Origin of the sequence: Trinickia sp. (assembly GCF_051954495.1) — a bacterium.
GTDB lineage: Bacteria > Pseudomonadota > Gammaproteobacteria > Burkholderiales > Burkholderiaceae > Trinickia.
Genome location: NZ_JBQCHR010000177.1, coordinates 40,700 through 58,589 on the forward strand (window position 1 = coordinate 40,700; position 17,890 = coordinate 58,589).

A 17,890-nucleotide genomic window follows, 5' to 3' on the forward strand; every position below is an offset into this window, starting at 1 on the left:
TGACGAGTCCGGGGATAGGAAGATCGGCAACGATACGATCGTCGGCAGTCCTGAACAACTCGGCTATGATTGATCCATCATTTACTCCTGGTTGACGATCGGATGGATACGCTTACGAGCATGCGCGTCTTTCGCCTCGCGGTGGAGTTCAAGAGCTTTGCCGCGGCGGCTCGCAGGCTCGATATGTCGCCGGCGATGGCTAGCAAGCACGTCATGCATCTCGAGCGGCGCCTAGGGTCGCTGCTGCTCAATCGAACGAGCCGCCATCTGAGCCTGACCGAATCGGGCGCGACGTATTTCGAGCATGTTCGCCAACTGCTCGACGAGCTCGACGACGTCGAAGCGGCGGTCAGCCAATCCACGGCCTCGCCGCACGGCACGCTCAAGCTTAGCGTGCCCGTTTGGATGGCCAATCCGGATTTCGTCGGCATCCTGAACGATTACCGCGCGCGCTATCCCGAGGTGCGCCTGGACGTAGACCTGTCGGGCCGATTCGTCAATCTTGTCGAAGAAGGTTTCGATCTCGCGCTGCGCGTGACGAATCCGCTTTCGCTGGGGCCGGCGCTGATCGCGCGTCCGATCGCGCCCGTGACGTTTCATCTCGTGGCCGCGCCGAGCTATTTGCGCAAGGCCGGCGCGCCCGCCGATGCGCAAGCGCTCGGACGGCACACGATGCTCGGCTATTCGATGCTGCCCGCCAACCATTCGCTCGAAGTGGAAGGGCCGCGCGGCGTCGAAACGCTGAAGTTCGATCCCGCGCTCCAAACGAACAACGAATCGCTGCTGCGCCTGGCCGCCCTCGAGGGCATGGGGCTCGCGTTTTTGCCGAAGGCGTTGATCGCGCACGATCTGCAAGCGGGCGCGCTCACGGCCGTGCTCACCGACTATCGTTTCTTCGGCACGAAGCTCTACGGCGTTTATCGCCACCGTCAATACCTATCGCCCAAGGTTCGCTCGTTTCTCGATTTCATTTCCGACGACGCCCGCTTGCGCTGAAACACCGCTTGCATCGCGCTGACATTCCGGTTCGGTAAAGGCACGACGCGATCGAGCGCGACGGCTTCGTATTCGTGAGCGATTGCGCGGCCCGATCGCGACGTGCGCGCGCTGCTTGGGATGACGGAGTGATTAACGAGCGGTCGGCCTAGGTGGCCTTACCGGAGAAATCATGCCCTGATGAACCGAAGGCGTGCGCCCATCGCCTGTCATATTTAGCAGTACGCTTCGCATTTTCGATGTTGCAATCTTGACCGAGCACAACTATCGTTGGCTCGGCGCCTCGGCTTCCTTGAGCGCGGGTATGTGTCGTCGTAACGGCAGCATGCAAAGGAGGCGCAATGAGGACGTCGATTCGTTCGGGTGCGGGCTGGGTCGCGGGCGCGGCGTTACTGGCAGCGATGGCCGCCGCGCGGGCTCAAGGCACGGTGAATCTCTACGGGATCGTCGACGGCGGCGTTTCGTTCGTGACGAACGAAAGCGGCAAGCACGCTTGGGTGCAAACGAGCGGCGTCGGGCAGTCCGATCGCTGGGGACTGCGTGGGGTCGAGCCGCTGGGCGACGGATGGCGAGCCGTGTTTCGCCTCGAGAACGGCTTCACGCTCAACGACGGGCGGTTTTCGCAGGGCGGGCTTGAGTTCGGCCGGCAGGCGTTCGTCGGCCTCGCCAGCGACCGATTCGGTACGTTGACTTTCGGCCGGCAATACGACTTCATGTCGACGAACCTCACACAGTTCGCCGCGGGCACGTTGACGCCTTCCGTCTATGCGTTCCATTTGGGCGATCTCGACCGGCTGGGCGCGGAGCGCATCGACAACGCCGTGCGCTATCTGACGCCCGAGTTCGGCGGCTTCCAGTTCGGCGGGCTCTATGCGTTTGGCGGGCAGCCCGGCAATTTCGTCGCGAACAGCGCCGTGGCGTTCGGGGCGACCTATGCGCATGGGCCCTTTCGCGCGGGCGCCGCTTATCTGGGCATCCACAACTACACAGCCGCGTTCGGTATCGGCACGACGGTGCTGGGTGCGCCCCTTGTCGGCACCGGGCCGCAAGGGCTCTTGTCGCCGTTTCGCGTCTTCGACAAGCTGACGGTCGCGGGCGTCGGGGCGGGCTACCAATGGGGGCCCGCCTTCGTGCACGGGTTGTTCACGCTCGTGAATTTCAGCCAAAACGGAGCGGACGCATCGTTGCGAACGGCCGAGGGCGGCGTTAAGTATTCGGTGAATTACGCGTTTTCAGTGGCTGGGAGTTACGCTTACTCCAAACTGGGGCAGGCGCATTGGAATCAAATAGTGGGCGGTATCGATTACGCCTTCTCGAAACGCACCGATGTATATTTGAATGCGGTCGTTTTGCGCGCCAGTAGCGGCGTGCGCGCACAGTTATTCTCTCTCCCCGCCTCGAGCTCCAATTCTCAAACAGTCGTTTCACTTGGCATGAGACACTTGTTTTAGCGGTAATTGTTGCTAGATCTCACGTTTTAGAAACCACTGTTTGCGTATGGATGTCCGTACGCTACCCCCCGTGGAGCGGGGCGCGGGTTTTTTACGATAGGGTTTCTTTGACTTGTATCAATATTCTCCACCCCTATCCTTCGTACAAAAGAGCCTATAAGAAAACCAAATTTTTATGGCGGCTCCAGACGAGGGTGATAAGTAGTCGCTCCCATTATTCGCTCGCTTCATCGAGCGCATGGGCCGGGTAGAGGGTGTTGGGTAATCCACCCGCCGGCAATCGATTAACGGAATAGGAGGCGTGCAGCGCCGACCCGGGACGCGTGGCCATTATGGGCCCTGCGCGGAGGGCGTGTGCACGCTGAACTCGCGCGTCGGGCGGGATGGCTCGTTCGGTAGCGCGGGATTTAGGGGAAACGTTGTGCGAGCACTCTTGGAACGGATGAGGCATACCTGCCGCGCTTGGTATGCGCAGGGATTCGCGCTCGGCGTGCTTGCACTCGCGCTGGCCGCAACAGTGATGGTTTATTCGGTTTGCCAGCAATTCGTCGAGCGCGAAGCGCGGCTGCGCTTCGACAACGATTCGCGCAGCGTCGAACAGCAAATCGCCGTGCGCGTTCGGCTTTATACCGATGTGCTCGTCACCATGCGAGCGCTGTTCGGCGAGGACAGCAACGTGACGCGCGACGAGTTTCGCGATTTCGTCGCGGGATTGGATTTGCCCGGGCGGTATCCGGGTTTTCAAACGTTGAATTACGCAACGTATCTGCGCGCGGAGAACGTCGAGCGATTCGTGGACGAACAGCGCAAGGACAAGATATTGCAGCAAGCGGGGATCGACTTTTCCATTCACCCGCCGGGGATGCGGGACAGCTATGACGTGCTGACCTATCTCGAACCGCTGGCCGCCAATCGCGAGGCCGTCGGACTCGATATGGACGCGCTGCCGCAGCGCCGCGCCGCGATGCAGGCGTTGCGCGACTCGGGCGAGGCCATCAGCAGCGGACGCTTGATCCTCGACGACCGCGGCGCAAAATTCGTCGGACTGGCGATGCGCATGCCGGTGTACTTTCGTGGGATGCCCACCGCGACGGTGGCTGAGCGCCGCCGCGCGTATATCGGCTCCGTGGGAGCAGGCATCCGCATCAACGACATGATGGATGGACTGCTGAGCGCGGAAACGCTGCGCGTCATCAAATTCAAGATCTACGACGCGGGCAGCATGCGCCAGCCGCCGAAGACGGTGTCGAAAGATTCGCTGCTCTATGACAGCGTCGACGGCGCGGCGAGCGTTCGTCCCACGTTTTCCCCAGTCTCGCTGCGCACGGCCGGGCGTGCGGCCGCTGTCGTCGTGCCGAATGCGCCGCGTGCTGCGCGTACGGCCAAGGTAACGCTGTTGCAGCGACGCGCCGAGCAACCGTTCGCGGGCCGGCGGTGGGTCATCGATTTTTCCGCCGATCCGGCCGCGCTCAGCGGGACGCAGCGCGTTCTGCCCGACCTCGCGCTCGTATCGGGACTCCTGATCAGCGCGTTGCTGGCCGGGCTGGCGTACGCGCTGTCCAGTTCGCGCTCGCGCGCCGTGAAGCTGGCCGACAGGATCACGTACGACTTGCGCGAAAGCGAAGCGGCGCGCGCCGAAGCGCAGCGCATCGCGCATCTTGGCGACTGGCGCGTGAATCTCGATGAGGGCGAGGCGCACCTTTCCAAGGAAATGGCGCGCCTGCTCGGTACGCGCGAGTCGGCCCATGCGCTCAAGGCCGTGCTCCGCGCGATCGATGCGCCGGACCGGCGCGCGGTGCTGTACCAGGCGAAGGCGACCTTGACGACGCGTCGTGCGTTCGAGATCGAGTGCCGCTATCGATCGCTGCATGGCCGGCGCGGCTGGCTGCGCGTGATTGGGCACGCTTACGGCGCGCCCGGCTCGCGCATGTTGCGAGGCACGGCGCTCGAAATCACGAAGCAGAAATCGATCGAACGTGCGCGCGATCTGGAGCACGCGTTTACGCTGTACCTCGCCACCGCCGGCAACGAGTTCGACGTTTGCCGGCATTTGATCGAATCGGTCGTGCGCGGAATGGATTGGGACGCCGGTGCGTTTTATCCCACGCCGGCCGGGGTCAAGCAACTGCTCTGCGCCACGTCGTCGGCGATCGACGGCGATCTCGATGTTTGGCTGCTCGCCCATGCGCCGAGCGTCACGAACGAGGAGCGCGCCCCGGCCGCGCCGCGCTGGCATACGTCGCGCAGCGACGCATCGCACGGCGGCGACGCGGCATGGCTCGCGCAAGCGGCCATCGCGACGACGTTTTCGTTCGCCCTGCGTCTGGGCTCGATCGTCGTAGGCGTGGCGGAGTTCTACTCGCGCGAGCGGCGTCATATCGAGCCGCAGGCATTGGTCATGGCGCGCTCGATCGTGAGCCAGATGAGCCACTTCCTGCAGCGCCGCCAAGCCGAAGACAATCTGCATTTCCTCGCCACGCACGATGCGTTGACAGGCCTGCCCAATCGCTTGAAGTTCCGCGAGCATCTGGACGATTTGCTGGCCGGGGCGCGGGCCGATGGCTCGGCGTTGCACGTGTTGTTCATCGATCTCGATCGCTTCAAGGACGTCAACGATTCGCTCGGACACAACGTCGGCGATTTATTGCTGCGCGCCGTGGTGGCGCGCTTGCACGATGCGCTATCGAGCGCCGACATGATCGCGCGGCTAGGGGGCGACGAATTCGTCGTGCTGGTTAAACAGCCGAGCGACGGCGCGGCGCCGGTCATGGAAACGATCGACGCCATCCAAGCGGCGCTGGCGCAGCCGTTCATGATCGGCGGCTCGCAGCTCCAAATCAGCGCCAGCATCGGCGTCAGCTCGTTCCCGGGCGACGGCGACGACGCGCAGACGCTGCTCAAGCACGCCGACATGGCGATGTATGGCGCCAAGCAGCGCGGCAAGAACACCTATCAGATGTACGTGCGTCAGATGAGCATGTCGCTGCATCGTCGGGTCGAGATGGAGGCGCAGCTCAGGCATGCGGTGGAGAACGACGAATTCGCGCTCGTCTACCAGCCGCGCATCGATCTGCGCACGAACCACTGCACAGGCGTCGAGGCGCTGCTGCGCTGGAACAACGCCGCGCTCGGCGCCGTGCCGCCCAGCGACTTCATTCCGATCGCGGAAGAAACGGGCGCCATCGTGCCGATCGGCGCATGGGTGATGCGCGAAGCGTGCCGGCAGGCCGCCGAGTGGCGCAACCGCGGCTTGGGGCCAATTCATGTCGCCGTCAACTTGTCGGCGCGGCAGTTCGCCGATCCTCGCCTGCACGAAAGCATCCTCGATGCGCTCGAGGACGTAGGCCTGCCCGGCGAATTTCTCGAACTGGAACTGACCGAGAGCATGGTGATGCGTCATCCGGAACAAGCGGCGCGCTGGCTCGCGGCGATCAAGCGCACCGGCGTGCGCCTGTCGATCGACGATTTCGGCACGGGCTACTCGTCGCTCGCGTATTTGAATCGCTTCCCGATCGACACCGTCAAGATCGACCGGTCGTTCATTCGCAACGTGCCCGACAGCCATAGCGACACGCAGATCACGAGCGCCGTCATCGCGCTCGGGCACAGCCTGGGGCTGGCCGTCATCGCCGAAGGCGCGGAAACGCAGAAGCAGATCGACTTTTTACGTAAAGAAGGCTGTGACGAAGTGCAAGGGTACTTCTTCAGCCGTCCCATTCCAGCTGCCGATGTCGAGAGTTTTCTCGGTCGCGCCGCGGATCCGAATCTCGTGCCTAGCGCGAGATCGTCAACCCATGGAGCCGACAACGGTCAAGCCGATCGCTCCCATCACGCCTTGAAGGAAAAGCATCATGCAGACCACTAAACGGGGTATCGCCGAGATGTTCCAAGCCATTGACGAACTCGACTTCAGTCTCATCAAAGCGAAGTTCATGCACCGGCACGGCGGCGAGCTCGCCTTGCAGGAAATCGAGCGGGCGGAAGCCGGCTATCGGCAGTTCCTGAAGCTCGCGGCCAAGTATCCCGACGCGCCGATCGTTCCCAGCGAAGCGGTGGACGAGTTCTGGCACATGCATATTCTCGATACGCAGCGCTATGGCGCCGATTGCGAGCGGATATTCGGATACATGATCCATCACGATCCGTACAGCGGCATCGAAGGCGGCGAAGATGAAGCGCGCCATTTCGCGCTGGCTCAGGCGAGCAACGACCTGGCCGCGCATGAATTCGGCGAAGGCGAGAGCGGGGCGTACTGCGTGAAGCCTGTGGCAAAGGGTGATGCGGCAGCGTACTGTGTGAAGCCCGAAGCGAAGGGCAATGCCACAGCGTACTGCGTGAAGCCGATGGCAAAGGGTGATGCGGCAGCGTACTGTGTGAAGCCCGAAGCGAAGGGCAATGCTGTCGCATACTGTGTGAAGCCGATGGCAGAGGGTGATGCCGCAGCATACTGCGTGAAGCCGATGGCGAAGAGTGACGCGGCAGCATACTGCGTGAAGCCGATGGCGAAGGGCGATGCCGCAGCGTACTGCGTGAAGCCAATGGCAAAAGCCGACGCCGCGGCCTATTGCGTGAGACCTGCGGCGAGCACCGTGGCGTACTGCGTCCGCCCCGTCGCGGCGCCCGCGCCTGCGTTGCTGCGCTGCGCCTGAGCGTACCGTCCGCCCATGGGGCGCGTCCGTATTAGCCGGCCACGCGTGGGCCGCGCCCCGACGCTTCTTGCTTTCGTTAGCGCCCCATCGCGCTCCGTTGACTCAGGTCAAACCGCCTCAAAGCCGCTTTCGCGAAGATGGACATCGGTGCATCGCCATTGGCAGGTGTACCGCTCTTGTTAGCGATGGGTGCTTGAACGCGGAGGTCGGCAGATGGGAATCGGCATGCAAATCGTGTACCTCGGGTTTCCCGGGTCGGCACGAATCGAAGCCGAGGCCGGCATTCAATTGCTACGGCTCATGCGATACGCGCGCCTCGTCAGCGCTTGCCATCTCGCGGTCGAGGCATTGCACGGCCCGAACGGGCCTTATTACGATGCGAGGCTCGATATCGTGACGCCGGAGCGAGGCCTCGTTCCCATGCCGCATTGCTCGGATCGCGATCCCGAAGCGGCCGTGCGCGCCGCCTTCGACTATGCGGAGCGCGAACTCGGTCATCGGGGCAGCGAAATCGCCCGGACGACCGCTCAGTAAGACGGGTTACGCATCGCCCGCGGTATGCGCTTTCTCCCGGGCGAGACGAGCAATCGTTTCCATCGCCAAATCGAATTCCGTCGTCTTGTCGAAGAAGTAATCGGCGCCGGCCACGACGCTGGCTTCGCGAAAGACAGGCGACGCGTAATTGGTCAACACGATGGTGACGATCGGATCGGTTCTGCCGCGCAGAGCATGGAGCAAGTCCATGCCGTTGCTGTCGATCAGACGCAGGTCGAGTACGACGGCGTCGGCTTCTGTATCGGCAATTCCCTGGAGCGCGGTTTCCACGTCCTCCGCCTCGCCGACGATGCACGCGGCGCCGTCCGGCCCGATATGCCGGGTCAAGCGCTCGCGCACGAGTGTCGATTCGTCGACGACGAATACTCTCAACGGTGAAGGCGTGGTCGATTTCATAAGCACAGTATCGTCAGCGCTTTACGAAATAAATATCGGCTCGGTAGGAATGTGGTGTAGGCGATCGTGAAGGCGCGTGTAGGGCGATGCCTACAGGCCATACGTCCCGCCCAAGCGCCGGCCCTTCACGCGAAATACGCGCGAACGACGGTAACGCCTCGTTACAAATCTTCGCTGTCCTCGAACAACTTGTGTTGGATGGCGTAGCGAACCAGGGCGGCTTCGTGTGGCATCTGCATCTTTTCGAGAATGCGGGTTTTGTACGTGCTGACCGTTTTCGCGCTGACGCAAAGTTCGTGCGCGATCTCGCTGATCGTCTGTCCTCCCGCGATGCGGCGGAAGACGTCGAATTCACGATCGGAAAGGCGTTGGTGGGGCAGCATGTCGGTGGGCTCGTTCAGACTTTGCGCGAGCCGCTCGGCCATCGACAAGCTCACGTATACGCCGCCGGCCGAGATTTTGGTCAATGCCGAAACGAGCTCCTTGCTCGCGCTTTCCTTCGTCAGGTAGCCCGATGCGCCGGCTTTGAATGCGCGCACGGCATACTGCTGTTCGGCGTGCATGGTCAGTACGAGCACGCGTAGGTTGGGCAGCTCGTCCTTGATTTGCTTCACGAGTTCGATGCCGTTGCGCCCGGGCATCGACAAGTCGAGCACCAGCACGTCGGCGGGCGTGCCGCGCACCAGCGAGATCGTGCTCGGCCCGTCGTTCGCTTCGCCCACCACGTCGAAGCCGCTCGTCCCCTCGAGAATATGGCGCAGTCCATCGCGCACGAGCGCGTGATCGTCGGCCAGCAGTACTCTTGTCATGGCAAAGCCTCTTCCTGTTGTATTGCCGCGAGCGGTACGCGTGCCGTCAACGTGAACCCCCGGTCCTGCGCGGTGTCGATCGAAACGGAGCCGCCCAAGATATGCACGCGTTCGCGAATGCCCAATAACCCAAAGGATTTTTCCCCGTGTCCCTCCGTCGCCGACGCATCGCGTGCGCCGCGCCCGTTGTCCGAGACCCGCAGCATGCATTCGTCGCCCTCGACCACGAGCGCGATCGACACGCGCGTCGCTTCCGCGTGGCGGACGACGTTCGTCAGCGCTTCCTGCATGATGCGGAACAGCGTCGTCGCGCCGTTGCGCGAGAACGCGGCGCTGCCGGGCTCGATGCGGCGCTCGATCTCGATGCCGTAGCGGGTCGTGAAATCGTTGAGCAGCCAGTCGATCGCAGGCAGCAAGCCTAGATCGTCCAGCATGACGGGCCGTAAATCGGCTGCGATGCGGCGCACCGAGCCGACCGTGGAATCGATGAGGCGCCGCATGCCGCTTAGTTGAGCCAAGACGAGCGGCGGCGCGGCCGGCGTCTCCGCCAGCGATTGCTCGACCGAGGAAAGATCCATTTTCAGCGCCGTCAGCTGCTGGCCCAGATCGTCGTGCAGTTCGCGCGCGATGCGGGTTTTCTCGTCTTCCCGCACGCTCTGCAGGTTCGCCGACAGCTCGCGCAGCTCTTGCCGGGAGGTTTTCAGGGCCTGCTCCGCGTGTACGCGTTCGGTCACGTCGCGCATCATGACGGTGTAGAGCTTGCTTTGGCCGTCGATGATCTGCGAGATCGACGCTTCGATCGGAAATTCCTCGCCGTCCGCGCGAAGCCCGATCAACACCGGTTGTTGCCGCCCCATCTTGCGCTCCGTCACCCCAGTTTCGCCGAACCGCTCGACATGCTTGCGATGGCCCTCGCGGTACCGCGCCGGAATGAAGCGGTCGATCGGCGTGCCGATCGCTTCCATGGCCGAGCAGCGAAAAACCTGCTCGGCGGCGGGATTGAACATGACGATGCGCTGCTGCTCGTCGATCGTGATGATCGCCTCGCTCGAGGCCCGGATGATCGCCATCATGCGGGCTTCGTTTTGCGACAATCGCGAGCGCGCACGACCGGCTTCCGCAAGGGTCGTGCCGCGCGTACGCATGAAGGCGAACACCGCCGCGGCGGCGACGAGCGCGGCGGCGAATCCGGCCGAGAGGATGGCGCTGCTGCTGAAATCGGCCGATGCCGCGAGGGAGGGGTCGCTGGTCGAATATTGGAGCACCATCGCTTCGCCGCCGAAGCGCAGCGTGTCGGTACGGTGAAACCCCGGCAGGTGCTCATCCTGCTGGGCGAGCGGCGCACCCGGCGGATACAGGGACACCGCCGGCTGACCCGCCGCCACGCGAATCTCCATGCGCGGTTCGTGCGCCGCGATGCTCGCGAACAAGTATTCGGTGTCCATGCGTGCCAGCACGAATCCGATCAACGCGGCACGCCGGGCCGCCGCGAGCGTGGGCGGGGGCGCCGTGCGGTAGACCGGTAAATACAGGTCGACCCGTGCCCGGCCCTGGCTCTCGGGCGGCTCGGATTGGCTCACGCCGTCGCGCGGCAACGCGCGCACGGACATGGCCGTGTCGCCGCTGTTGGCCGCGCGCATCAGCGCCGCCCGGGTGAGTTCGTTCACGCCGAGGTCGGCGCCGTCGGCCGAGTCGCCTTTCGACGGCCACGTGAGAACGGTGCGCGCGAGCGGCGCCGCGGGCACGTCGGCGCTTGCTCCCGCGGGCAACGCCGCTTCGGCGTAGCTGAGCGTGCGGATGCAGGGCGGGGCATCGTCCAAATCGAGGCGCGACACGTACCGGTCCCAGGCGTCCGGCGAGGGCATGCCGTCGCCGGCCGACTGCGATTGGGCCGCGACCAGCCCGCCCGCGCCGCGTAGCATTTGGGAGCAGAGCAGCAATTCCCGCCGAATATCCGATGTGACGTGCGAAGCACGGGCGTCGAAGTTGGCCTGAGCGACGTCCATGAGATGGTTCCGGACGATCAATGCCGAAATGGCCGCAGCCACGAAGACGACGACGGCCGTGCCCGCGGCGGCCAGCAGCGGGGCGCGCAGCGAAGCATTGCCGCTCGCCGCGCCGCCGGGCGGGGTGGACGGCTTCGGGGAAGTTCCAACTGCGGGCATGCGCATCCTGCGGGTGACGGAATATCCGCGCGGCTTGAAAAGCGCGCGGGGCCGAAAATCAGTGTCGGGCGAACCGCATGGCGAAAATCGTCGGACATGTCCCGAATTGTCCTAGATTAGCGCGCGGCTGCCAATGGCGCGCGAAATCGCCCCGTCGGCCGGTTCGCCGCTAACGGGAAGGATAGGTCAGAGAAAAGAAAAAAAAGACGCCCGCCCGAAGGCGAGCGCTCAACCGCGCGGGACTTTGATCCCGCGCGTACCCGGAACGGGGTGGACGCCGCTTGGCGGCTAATGCGACATGAATACGGGCGTCGTCATGGTTTCGAACAGCGTCCTGGTGACCCCGCCGATCACGCGTTCGCGCGTGCGGGCGTGGCCGTATGCACCCATGACGAGCAGGTCCGCATGACGGTCGCTCAACTGATTGAGCAAGGTGGCGCCGGTACCTACGCCAGCCGGGCGCGGCACCGTCGCGAAGCTGGCCCGCACGCCGTGACGATCGAGGTAGGCGGCGACGTCGATATCGTCGGGGGCGCCCGCCTCCGGCTGCTTGCTGATCGTCACGACCGTGACGAAGCGGGCATGCTTCAGGATCGGGATCGCGTCGGCTAGCGCGCGCGCCGACTCGCGCCCGCCGTCCCATGCCACGAGTACGCTCTCGCCGAACGTCGGAATACGCCCGGCATGCGGCAGGACGATCGCGGGACGGCCCACGGTCATGATCACGTCTTCGACGAAATCCCGCGCGATGCGGGTGGCCGCATCGTTCGGATCTTCCTGTCCCAGCACGATCAGATCGGCGTGGCGCGCGTGCAGCACGGCGGTTTCGAGTGACGGCCCGCTCGGCGCGCGCCACTCGAACGGGCAGCCCGTGCGTTGGGCGACGGCCGTAAAGCGCTCCTGCGCGTCGATGGCCAACTGCGCGTGGCGTGCCTCGTTGGCGCTCAAGTCGAGGCTTTCATCGCCGCTCAACAGCGGCCGCAGGACGTCTTGGCAGACGACGTACAAGCCGACCAGGTGCGCCCCGTACTTCACCGCGAGGTCGGCGGCGAAAGCCATGCGCGCGTCGCAGCGCTTGCTGTCGTCGATATGAACGAGCAGTGTTTTGTAGCTCATGACGTTTCCCTATCGGTGCGGTCGGTTTGGAACGAGTTCCTGCATGGGGCTAGTGGGACATCAGTACCGGCATCGTCATCGACTTGAGGATCACGCGCGAAGCGCCGCCGAGTACAAGCTCGCGCCAGCGCGCGTGGCCGTAGCACCCCATCACGATGAGATCGCCGCCTAGTTCGGCCGCGCGGGTCAGCAGCGCGTCGCCCACCGCTCGGGCCGGTTCGGCTTGCGTTTCCTCGACGGTAACCGCGGCGGCCGTGGCGTGGCGTGCGATGACGGCGGCGATGTCGGCGCCCGGCAATCGGCTTCCCGGCGGCTCGCCGCCTTGCGCGCCGATCGTGACGATCGTCGTTTGCTTCGCATGGATGAAAAGCGGCGTGGCGTCCGCGACGGCGCGGGCGGCTTCCCGGCTGCCGTCCCATGCCACCACGGGGTGCAGTCCAATCGTCGAAAAATCACCGGCGTAGGGCACGATCAACACGGGCCGGCCCGCATCCAGCACGAGGTGCTCGAGAAATTGATTGGCGATGAACGAGCCCGGGTCGTCTGGATCGAATTGTCCCGCGACGACGAGATCGGCCAGGCGCGCCGCATTGCGCACGACGTCGGTCGCGTGGTCGGTCGCCACGCGCCAATCGGCGGAGACCGTCGTGCGCGCCGTCTCGGCCTTGAACCAACGCTCGAGCGCGTTTCTGCGCTCCGTGCTCACGCGATCGTGTTCCGCCAGGAACTCGGCGGCGCCGGCCATGACGTAGAACGAGCCGGATTCCGGACGCACGAGCGTGAGCAGGGCCGTCAAGTGGGCGTTCAATTGCCGTGCGAGGCGAAAGGCGAACTCGAGCCGCGGCAACGCGGCTTGGCTCGTATCCAGGTGCACGAGAAGGCTCTTGTAGCTCATTGCGGTCGCTCCGTCTAAAGCTTCGTCTAAAGCGTCGACGCTCTGGTCAATCGTTGAATGCGTCGATACGAGTGTAGGCATTGCAGTCCCTACGGGCTTGACCCAAGTCAATCGAGGCGCCGCATGCGCGGGCGGAACCCCAATAAATCGATCAGGCGCGGGCGGGTTCGCCGTGGCGAGCGGATCGATTGCATCGGAACTTGACGCAGGTCAGAAGGGCGCGCGCGCGGCGCGGCAGTATCGACATAGCGCATCGCGGTGCGTCGCGAACGCTTAGCGCATACCCAAGGAGCAAGCGATGAAGACGGATAGGCAGTTGAAGCAGGAAGTGGAAGAGGAACTCGACTACGATCCCGCGGTGAATGCGGCCGAAATCGGCGTCGAGGTGAAGGAACGCGTGGTGACGCTGTCGGGCCACCCGTCGAGCTACGCGGAAAAGATTGCGGCGGAAAAGGCGGCGCAGCGCGTGGCCGGTGTGAAGGCCGTAGTGGTCGCCATGGCGGTGCGGCTGCCGGGCGAGGACATACGCACCGATGAAGACACCGCGAGCGCCGTGCGTGCGATGCTGCGCTGGACGGTCGGCCTTTCCGAGGAGGCCGTCAAGGTCCAAGTGGAAAACGGCTGGGTGACGTTGCGCGGGGAAGTGGCGAGCGCGCATTTGAGTCATCTAGCGACGCGTACCGTGAGCCATATGCGCGGCGTGACCGGCGTATCCAATCTGATCGAAGTGACGAGCGGAAAGGCCGCGCAAAACATCGCCGAAAAAATCGGGCGCGCGTTGGAGCGCCACGCGCAGCGCGAGGCCAAGCACATCGCTGTCGAGGTGCGCGACGGGACGGTCACGCTGCGAGGCAAGGTCGACTCGTACGCCGGGCGCTCGGCCGCGCGCGGCGCGGCATGGTCGGCGCCGGGCGTGCATGCCGTGATCGACGATCTCGACGTGGGTTGAGCGTAAGCCACGAGCGATGAGCGATGAGCGATGAGCGATAACGCACTCGTCCGACGATTGAACGACTAGACGTCAAGGAGACGCGATCATGACGCTTTCGAGCAGCGTGCAGGGGCCGAATTGGCGCGTGTTCGCGCAAACCTCGCCGGAGCCGGGCGGGTTCGTGTGCCGCATACGCGTCGAGCACGACGGCGTGCGCGGCGCATTCTCGCACGAGTTCACGCACGCCACCCGAAGCAAGGTGGAACGCGAAGCGCTGCTGGCCGGCCTGCGCGAAGGCATGCTTTGGATCGACCACAAGATGACCCAGACCTTCGTGGTTTAGGTGCAAGCACGCGCCGTGTGTCCTTCCGCAAGCTCGACCGTTTCGAGGTAGCTCGGGACGTCGCAGCGCCAATGCAATTGTTCGGCGATTCTCCGTCGCAATGCATCGGCCGCGGCCGGTTCGCCGTGCGTGATGAACGTCCGTTCGGGGGCGGACGTCATCTTGCCGAGCCAATCGAGCATTTCACTGTAATCCGCATGGGCGGACAGCGACGAGATCGATTCGACGGCGGCGCGTACGGGAATATATTCGCCGTGCAGCTTGATCGCGGGCGAATGCGCTTCGAGCGCCGCGCCGCGCGTGCCGGCCGCTTGATAGCCGACGAGCGCGATCGTGTTGCGCGAATCGGGCGCGAACGCCTTCAAATGGTGAAGCACACGGCCTCCCGTGGCCATCCCGCTGCCGGCGATGACGACCATCGGCCCGCGCCGATTCATGATTTCCTTCGATTGATCGACGGTGCGCACCATGACGGCCGCTTTGCTGATTGCGTCCGCTTCCGACATCGTCAACCGATGTTCGCTCACGTGGCGCCGGTAAAGCTCGGTCACGCTGACCGCCATTGGGCTGTCGAGGAAGACCGGCACGTTCGCCATGCGGCCCGTCGTCTTGAGAATCGATATGTATCGCAAGATGGCTTGCGCACGGCCGACGGCGAAACTCGGAATGACGACGACGCCCCCTCGCCGGAACGTATGGTCGAAGAGCGCTTCGAGTTCGTCGAGCGGATCGGTCGTATCGTGCAATCGGTCGCCGTAGGTCGACTCGACGATCAAGTAGTCGGCATGCGCGAGCGGCGTCGGCGCACGCATGATCGGATCGTTGGGGCGGCCCACGTCTCCCGAAAACGCGATGACCTTGCCGGCCATATGAAAAATTGCGCTGGCCGCGCCCAGGATATGGCCGGCCGGCAGTAGGCGAAAACCCGCGTGCTCCCCTAGCAGCACCGGCGTGTCGAATTCGCGCGCCTCGATTTGCTCGAGCGCGCGCTCGGCATCGTAGAGGGTGTAGAGCGGCAGCGCGGGACGATGTTTCGAAAAGCCGTGCCGATTGGCGTATTCGGCCTCCTCTTCTTGAAGCTTCGCGGCGTCTCGCAACATGACGCCGCATAAGTCGCGCGTGCCGGGCGTAGCGTAGATCGGGCCTTTGTAGCCCATGCGAACGAGCACCGGAAGGTAGCCGGTATGGTCGATGTGCGCATGGGTGACGACGACGGCGTCGAGTGAAGCGGGATCGACAGGGGGCGGCGACCAGTTGCGCAGCCGCAGGTTTTTCGTGCCTTGGAAGAGCCCGCAATCGATCAGGATGCGCACGCCGGCGGCTTCGAGCAGGTACTTGGAGCCGGTCACCGTTTCGGTCGCGCCGAGAAAAGTCAGTCGCATGGTGTTCAAGGCTCCAAATTCGATGATCGGTGGGAAATCAGATCGGTACGTCGGCCTCGATCGTGTCGCGCAGCGCGTCGACGAAGCGCAAGAACGAAGTCAATGAGCCGGCAACGCTTTGGTACTTTTCGCGGCCGATCTGGCCGTCGAGCGTGACGAGCAGGCCCGCCTTGCGCGCAAGTTCGAGGATGTCGTCGACGGTCCCGGTCGAGGGGGTGTTCGCAGCTTGGGTCGACATGGCGGCTCTCCGTATGGCGTTTCGTCGAGAGCCGGGCTGGGAAGGGTTCGACGCCGGCTCTGCGGATGCGGTATCCGATGTCTGAAGTATTGGTCGCGCCGCGAGCACTGCAAATAAGGGCGCGCTGATGTTCGCGTAGGCGCGCGGGCACGGCTGTCGGCATTTCCCTACACGGGTTCGGCATGGTCGGCCTCCGTCTCGTTCTTTCCTCGATACCAGTGCGAGATGGCCTCGCAGATCTCATCGGCCGTTTCGGCGAAGCGAAACAGGGCGGCGTCGCTGGGCGCGATCATGCCTTCGTCCACGAGAAAGTCGAAATTCACGGCGCGCCGCCAATACGGCTCGCCTACCAGCACGACCGGCAGCGGCGCGATCTTCCCCGTTTGCAGGAGCGTGAGCACCTCGAACAGCTCGTCGAACGTACCGTAGCCGCCCGGGAAAAACACGGCCGCCTTGGCGCGTTCCAGCAGGTGCAGTTTGCGGATGGCGAAGTAATGCAGCCTGAAGCACAGGTCCGGGCTGATGTAGGGGTTCGGGTATTGCTCGCGCGGCAGCGAAATGTTGAGGCCGATGCTCGCCCCGCCCATCTCGTAGGCGCCGCGGTTGGCGGCTTCCATGATGCCGGGGCCGCCGCCCGTGACGATCGCCAGGCCCGCGAATGCGCCGTGCGCCGACAAGTGCCCGACTCGGGCGCCGAACGCACGTGCGACGAGGTAATAGCCGCTCGAGGCGGCCAAGCGCTGTGCGGTGCGCACGGCCTGACGGCATCCGTCGTTCCCCGGGTTCCGGGCCAATGCTTCCCTCGCCGCCTGTAAGCGAGCCTCGGCTTGTTCCGGAGCGACGAGGTGCGTGCTGCCGTACACCACCACCGTGTGCTCGATGCCGTGCCGCTGCAAGGTTTGCTCGGTCTTCCAATAGTCGAGCTGCAGCCGCACCCCGCACATCTCGGGCTGCTGCAAAAACGCGCGGTCTTCGTCGGCCTGGCGGTAGCTTGGGCTGTCGATCAGGCGGCGGATGCGCGCCGATTCATCGTTGGGCTCGTCGGTCATGAAAGTGCGGTTGCCGGGGGGGCTTGTCGATGCTTTCCATCCTGCGCCCTGGTCGACGCGCTGAAGTTGATCGGTATCAAGGCGCCCGCGCGCCGGTGGGCGATGCTATGAACTGTTACGCGAGTGATGCGACGCACACGGCCTGTTGCCGGAGAAGGCGCGGACAACGAGCGCAAGAACGACGATGGAGCATGGCAGATGAAGTCGGATGAAGAACTCAGGCAAGACGTAGTGGACGAACTGGAATGGGACCCGGCCGTCGAGGAAGAGGGCATCCAAATCAGCGTTCGCGAGCGCGTCGTCACGTTGGAAGGCACCGTGCCGAGCCTTGCGCAAAAGATCGCGGTGGAGAAGGCCGTGCAGCGCGTCGACGGTGTGCGGGCCTTCGTCGTTCGGCTGCAAGTATCGGCTGACGGCGCATCCATGGACGCCGACGGCGAGATCGAAAAAGCAGTGCGCACTGTGCTCGATGCCACCGAAGGGCTGCCGGCGGATGCGATCTCCGTCACGGTCGACCGCGGCTGCGTGACGCTGGCCGGCACGCTCGATTGGGGCCATCAGCGCCGCGCGGCCGAACTGGCCGTGGGGCGGCTGCGCGGCGTCGTGGGCATCGTCAATCGCATCGCGGTGTGTGGCGAAGCGAATCCGGACGAGATCGGCGCCAAGATTCTCGGCGCGCTCAAACGGCGTGCGCGCGCCGATGCGCAGAGATTGACGATCGAGGTGCGCGACGGCGTGGTGACCCTGAGCGGCGCGGTGCATTCGTTCGCCGAAAAGCGCGCGGCGCACGGAGTCGCATGGGCGACACGCGGGGTGCGCGACGTCATCGATCGCATGACGGTCGAATGATCGTCGATCGACGCCTTCATGAATTCACGAAACGGTAGAGGCTGAAAATGCTTAGACGAAATCGGT

16 protein-coding genes are annotated in these 17,890 nt (G+C 64.2%); 8 read left to right on the plus strand and 8 right to left on the minus strand.

Translation table 11 applies throughout. The annotated features are described in order from the left end of the window. Positions 1-102: 102 nt before the first annotated feature. The 5 genes from ACTHNR_RS24675 (at position 103) to ACTHNR_RS24695 (ending at position 7,630) form a co-directional block, all read left to right on the plus strand. Positions 103-996 carry a LysR family transcriptional regulator gene (locus ACTHNR_RS24675; RefSeq protein ID WP_440551073.1) on the plus strand — a complete coding sequence of 298 codons (894 nt, stop codon included), beginning with the start codon at positions 103-105 and terminating at the stop codon, positions 994-996. 341 nt (positions 997-1,337) lie between these two features. Then, complete coding sequence (locus ACTHNR_RS24680; RefSeq protein WP_440551075.1) at positions 1,338-2,447, plus strand: porin; 1,110 nt, start codon at positions 1,338-1,340, stop codon at positions 2,445-2,447. 442 nt (positions 2,448-2,889) lie between these two features. Beyond that, a complete protein-coding gene (locus ACTHNR_RS24685; RefSeq protein WP_440551192.1) occupies positions 2,890-6,312 on the plus strand; it encodes a bifunctional diguanylate cyclase/phosphodiesterase in 3,423 nt (1,140 codons plus the stop codon). Next, positions 6,299-7,096 (plus strand): glycine-rich domain-containing protein, encoded by a 798-nt coding sequence (locus ACTHNR_RS24690; RefSeq protein WP_440551077.1) that lies wholly within the window; start codon positions 6,299-6,301, stop codon positions 7,094-7,096. Before ACTHNR_RS24685 ends, ACTHNR_RS24690 begins: the two co-directional genes overlap by 14 nt. 225 nt (positions 7,097-7,321) lie before the next feature. Further along, a complete protein-coding gene (locus tag ACTHNR_RS24695; RefSeq protein WP_440551079.1) occupies positions 7,322-7,630 on the plus strand; it encodes a hypothetical protein in 309 nt (102 codons plus the stop codon). 6 nt (positions 7,631-7,636) lie between these two features. Here ACTHNR_RS24695 and ACTHNR_RS24700 read toward each other — a convergent pair whose 3' ends face one another. The 5 genes from ACTHNR_RS24700 to ACTHNR_RS24720 all read right to left on the minus strand — a co-directional run bounded on the left by ACTHNR_RS24700 (position 7,637) and on the right by ACTHNR_RS24720 (position 13,032). Next, the gene (locus ACTHNR_RS24700) at positions 7,637-8,047 is read right to left on the minus strand and encodes a response regulator (RefSeq protein WP_440551081.1); all 411 of its coding nucleotides are present in this window, start codon (positions 8,045-8,047) and stop codon (positions 7,637-7,639) included. Between the two features lie 161 nt (positions 8,048-8,208). Further along, positions 8,209-8,856: a response regulator gene (locus tag ACTHNR_RS24705; RefSeq protein ID WP_440551083.1), complete on the minus strand. Its 648-nt coding sequence runs from the start codon at positions 8,854-8,856 to the stop codon at positions 8,209-8,211. Beyond that, positions 8,853-11,021: a sensor histidine kinase gene (locus ACTHNR_RS24710; RefSeq protein ID WP_440551085.1), complete on the minus strand. Its 2,169-nt coding sequence runs from the start codon at positions 11,019-11,021 to the stop codon at positions 8,853-8,855. The genes ACTHNR_RS24705 and ACTHNR_RS24710 overlap by 4 nt, the downstream gene beginning before the upstream one ends. 288 nt (positions 11,022-11,309) lie before the next feature. Continuing rightward, positions 11,310-12,137, minus strand: a complete 828-nt coding sequence (locus ACTHNR_RS24715) for a universal stress protein (RefSeq protein ID WP_440551088.1) — start codon at positions 12,135-12,137, stop codon at positions 11,310-11,312. A gap of 49 nt (positions 12,138-12,186) precedes the next feature. Beyond that, positions 12,187-13,032: a universal stress protein gene (locus tag ACTHNR_RS24720; protein WP_440551090.1), complete on the minus strand. Its 846-nt coding sequence runs from the start codon at positions 13,030-13,032 to the stop codon at positions 12,187-12,189. 298 nt (positions 13,033-13,330) lie between these two features. Between ACTHNR_RS24720 and ACTHNR_RS24725 the strand changes: the two genes are divergently transcribed. Both ACTHNR_RS24725 and ACTHNR_RS24730 read left to right on the plus strand, forming a co-directional pair. Further along, positions 13,331-13,981: a BON domain-containing protein gene (locus tag ACTHNR_RS24725; RefSeq protein ID WP_440551092.1), complete on the plus strand. Its 651-nt coding sequence runs from the start codon at positions 13,331-13,333 to the stop codon at positions 13,979-13,981. Between the two features lie 88 nt (positions 13,982-14,069). Beyond that, positions 14,070-14,306: a UDP-glucose 4-epimerase gene (locus ACTHNR_RS24730; RefSeq protein ID WP_440551094.1), complete on the plus strand. Its 237-nt coding sequence runs from the start codon at positions 14,070-14,072 to the stop codon at positions 14,304-14,306. Here the strand turns inward: ACTHNR_RS24730 and ACTHNR_RS24735 are convergent. The 3 genes from ACTHNR_RS24735 to ACTHNR_RS24745 all read right to left on the minus strand — a co-directional run bounded on the left by ACTHNR_RS24735 (position 14,303) and on the right by ACTHNR_RS24745 (position 16,975). Beyond that, positions 14,303-15,688 carry an MBL fold metallo-hydrolase RNA specificity domain-containing protein gene (locus ACTHNR_RS24735; protein ID WP_440551096.1) on the minus strand — a complete coding sequence of 462 codons (1,386 nt, stop codon included), beginning with the start codon at positions 15,686-15,688 and terminating at the stop codon, positions 14,303-14,305. The genes ACTHNR_RS24730 and ACTHNR_RS24735 overlap by 4 nt on opposite strands. Positions 15,689-15,725: 37 nt before the next feature. Then, on the minus strand, positions 15,726-15,926 hold the full coding sequence (locus ACTHNR_RS24740) for a hypothetical protein (RefSeq protein WP_440551098.1): 201 nt from the start codon (positions 15,924-15,926) through the stop codon (positions 15,726-15,728). Positions 15,927-16,093: 167 nt separating this feature from the next. After that, on the minus strand, positions 16,094-16,975 hold the full coding sequence (locus ACTHNR_RS24745) for a TIGR00730 family Rossman fold protein (protein WP_440551100.1): 882 nt from the start codon (positions 16,973-16,975) through the stop codon (positions 16,094-16,096). Between the two features lie 198 nt (positions 16,976-17,173). Here ACTHNR_RS24745 and ACTHNR_RS24750 point away from each other — a divergent pair, with 198 nt between their 5' ends. Further along, a complete protein-coding gene (locus ACTHNR_RS24750; protein ID WP_440551102.1) occupies positions 17,174-17,824 on the plus strand; it encodes a BON domain-containing protein in 651 nt (216 codons plus the stop codon). Positions 17,825-17,890 lie beyond the last annotated feature (66 nt).

What these genes read in the sequence shown, in the direction of transcription:
- ACTHNR_RS24705 (WP_440551083.1), bottom strand. Translation starts at nt 8,856, where the DNA reads ATGACAAGAGTACTGCTGGCCGACGATCACGCGCTCGTGCGCGATGGA.
- ACTHNR_RS24685 (WP_440551192.1), top strand. Translation starts at nt 2,890, where the DNA reads ATGAGGCATACCTGCCGCGCTTGGTATGCGCAGGGATTCGCGCTCGGC.
- ACTHNR_RS24745 (WP_440551100.1), bottom strand. Translation starts at nt 16,975, where the DNA reads ATGACCGACGAGCCCAACGATGAATCGGCGCGCATCCGCCGCCTGATC.
- ACTHNR_RS24680 (WP_440551075.1), top strand. Translation starts at nt 1,338, where the DNA reads ATGAGGACGTCGATTCGTTCGGGTGCGGGCTGGGTCGCGGGCGCGGCG.
- ACTHNR_RS24715 (WP_440551088.1), bottom strand. Translation starts at nt 12,137, where the DNA reads ATGAGCTACAAAACACTGCTCGTTCATATCGACGACAGCAAGCGCTGC.
- ACTHNR_RS24740 (WP_440551098.1), bottom strand. Translation starts at nt 15,926, where the DNA reads ATGTCGACCCAAGCTGCGAACACCCCCTCGACCGGGACCGTCGACGAC.
- ACTHNR_RS24730 (WP_440551094.1), top strand. Translation starts at nt 14,070, where the DNA reads ATGACGCTTTCGAGCAGCGTGCAGGGGCCGAATTGGCGCGTGTTCGCG.
- ACTHNR_RS24695 (WP_440551079.1), top strand. Translation starts at nt 7,322, where the DNA reads ATGCAAATCGTGTACCTCGGGTTTCCCGGGTCGGCACGAATCGAAGCC.
- ACTHNR_RS24720 (WP_440551090.1), bottom strand. Translation starts at nt 13,032, where the DNA reads ATGAGCTACAAGAGCCTTCTCGTGCACCTGGATACGAGCCAAGCCGCG.
- ACTHNR_RS24690 (WP_440551077.1), top strand. Translation starts at nt 6,299, where the DNA reads ATGCAGACCACTAAACGGGGTATCGCCGAGATGTTCCAAGCCATTGAC.
- ACTHNR_RS24750 (WP_440551102.1), top strand. Translation starts at nt 17,174, where the DNA reads ATGAAGTCGGATGAAGAACTCAGGCAAGACGTAGTGGACGAACTGGAA.
- ACTHNR_RS24735 (WP_440551096.1), bottom strand. Translation starts at nt 15,688, where the DNA reads ATGCGACTGACTTTTCTCGGCGCGACCGAAACGGTGACCGGCTCCAAG.
- ACTHNR_RS24700 (WP_440551081.1), bottom strand. Translation starts at nt 8,047, where the DNA reads ATGAAATCGACCACGCCTTCACCGTTGAGAGTATTCGTCGTCGACGAA.
- ACTHNR_RS24710 (WP_440551085.1), bottom strand. Translation starts at nt 11,021, where the DNA reads ATGCCCGCAGTTGGAACTTCCCCGAAGCCGTCCACCCCGCCCGGCGGC.
- ACTHNR_RS24725 (WP_440551092.1), top strand. Translation starts at nt 13,331, where the DNA reads ATGAAGACGGATAGGCAGTTGAAGCAGGAAGTGGAAGAGGAACTCGAC.
- ACTHNR_RS24675 (WP_440551073.1), top strand. Translation starts at nt 103, where the DNA reads ATGGATACGCTTACGAGCATGCGCGTCTTTCGCCTCGCGGTGGAGTTC.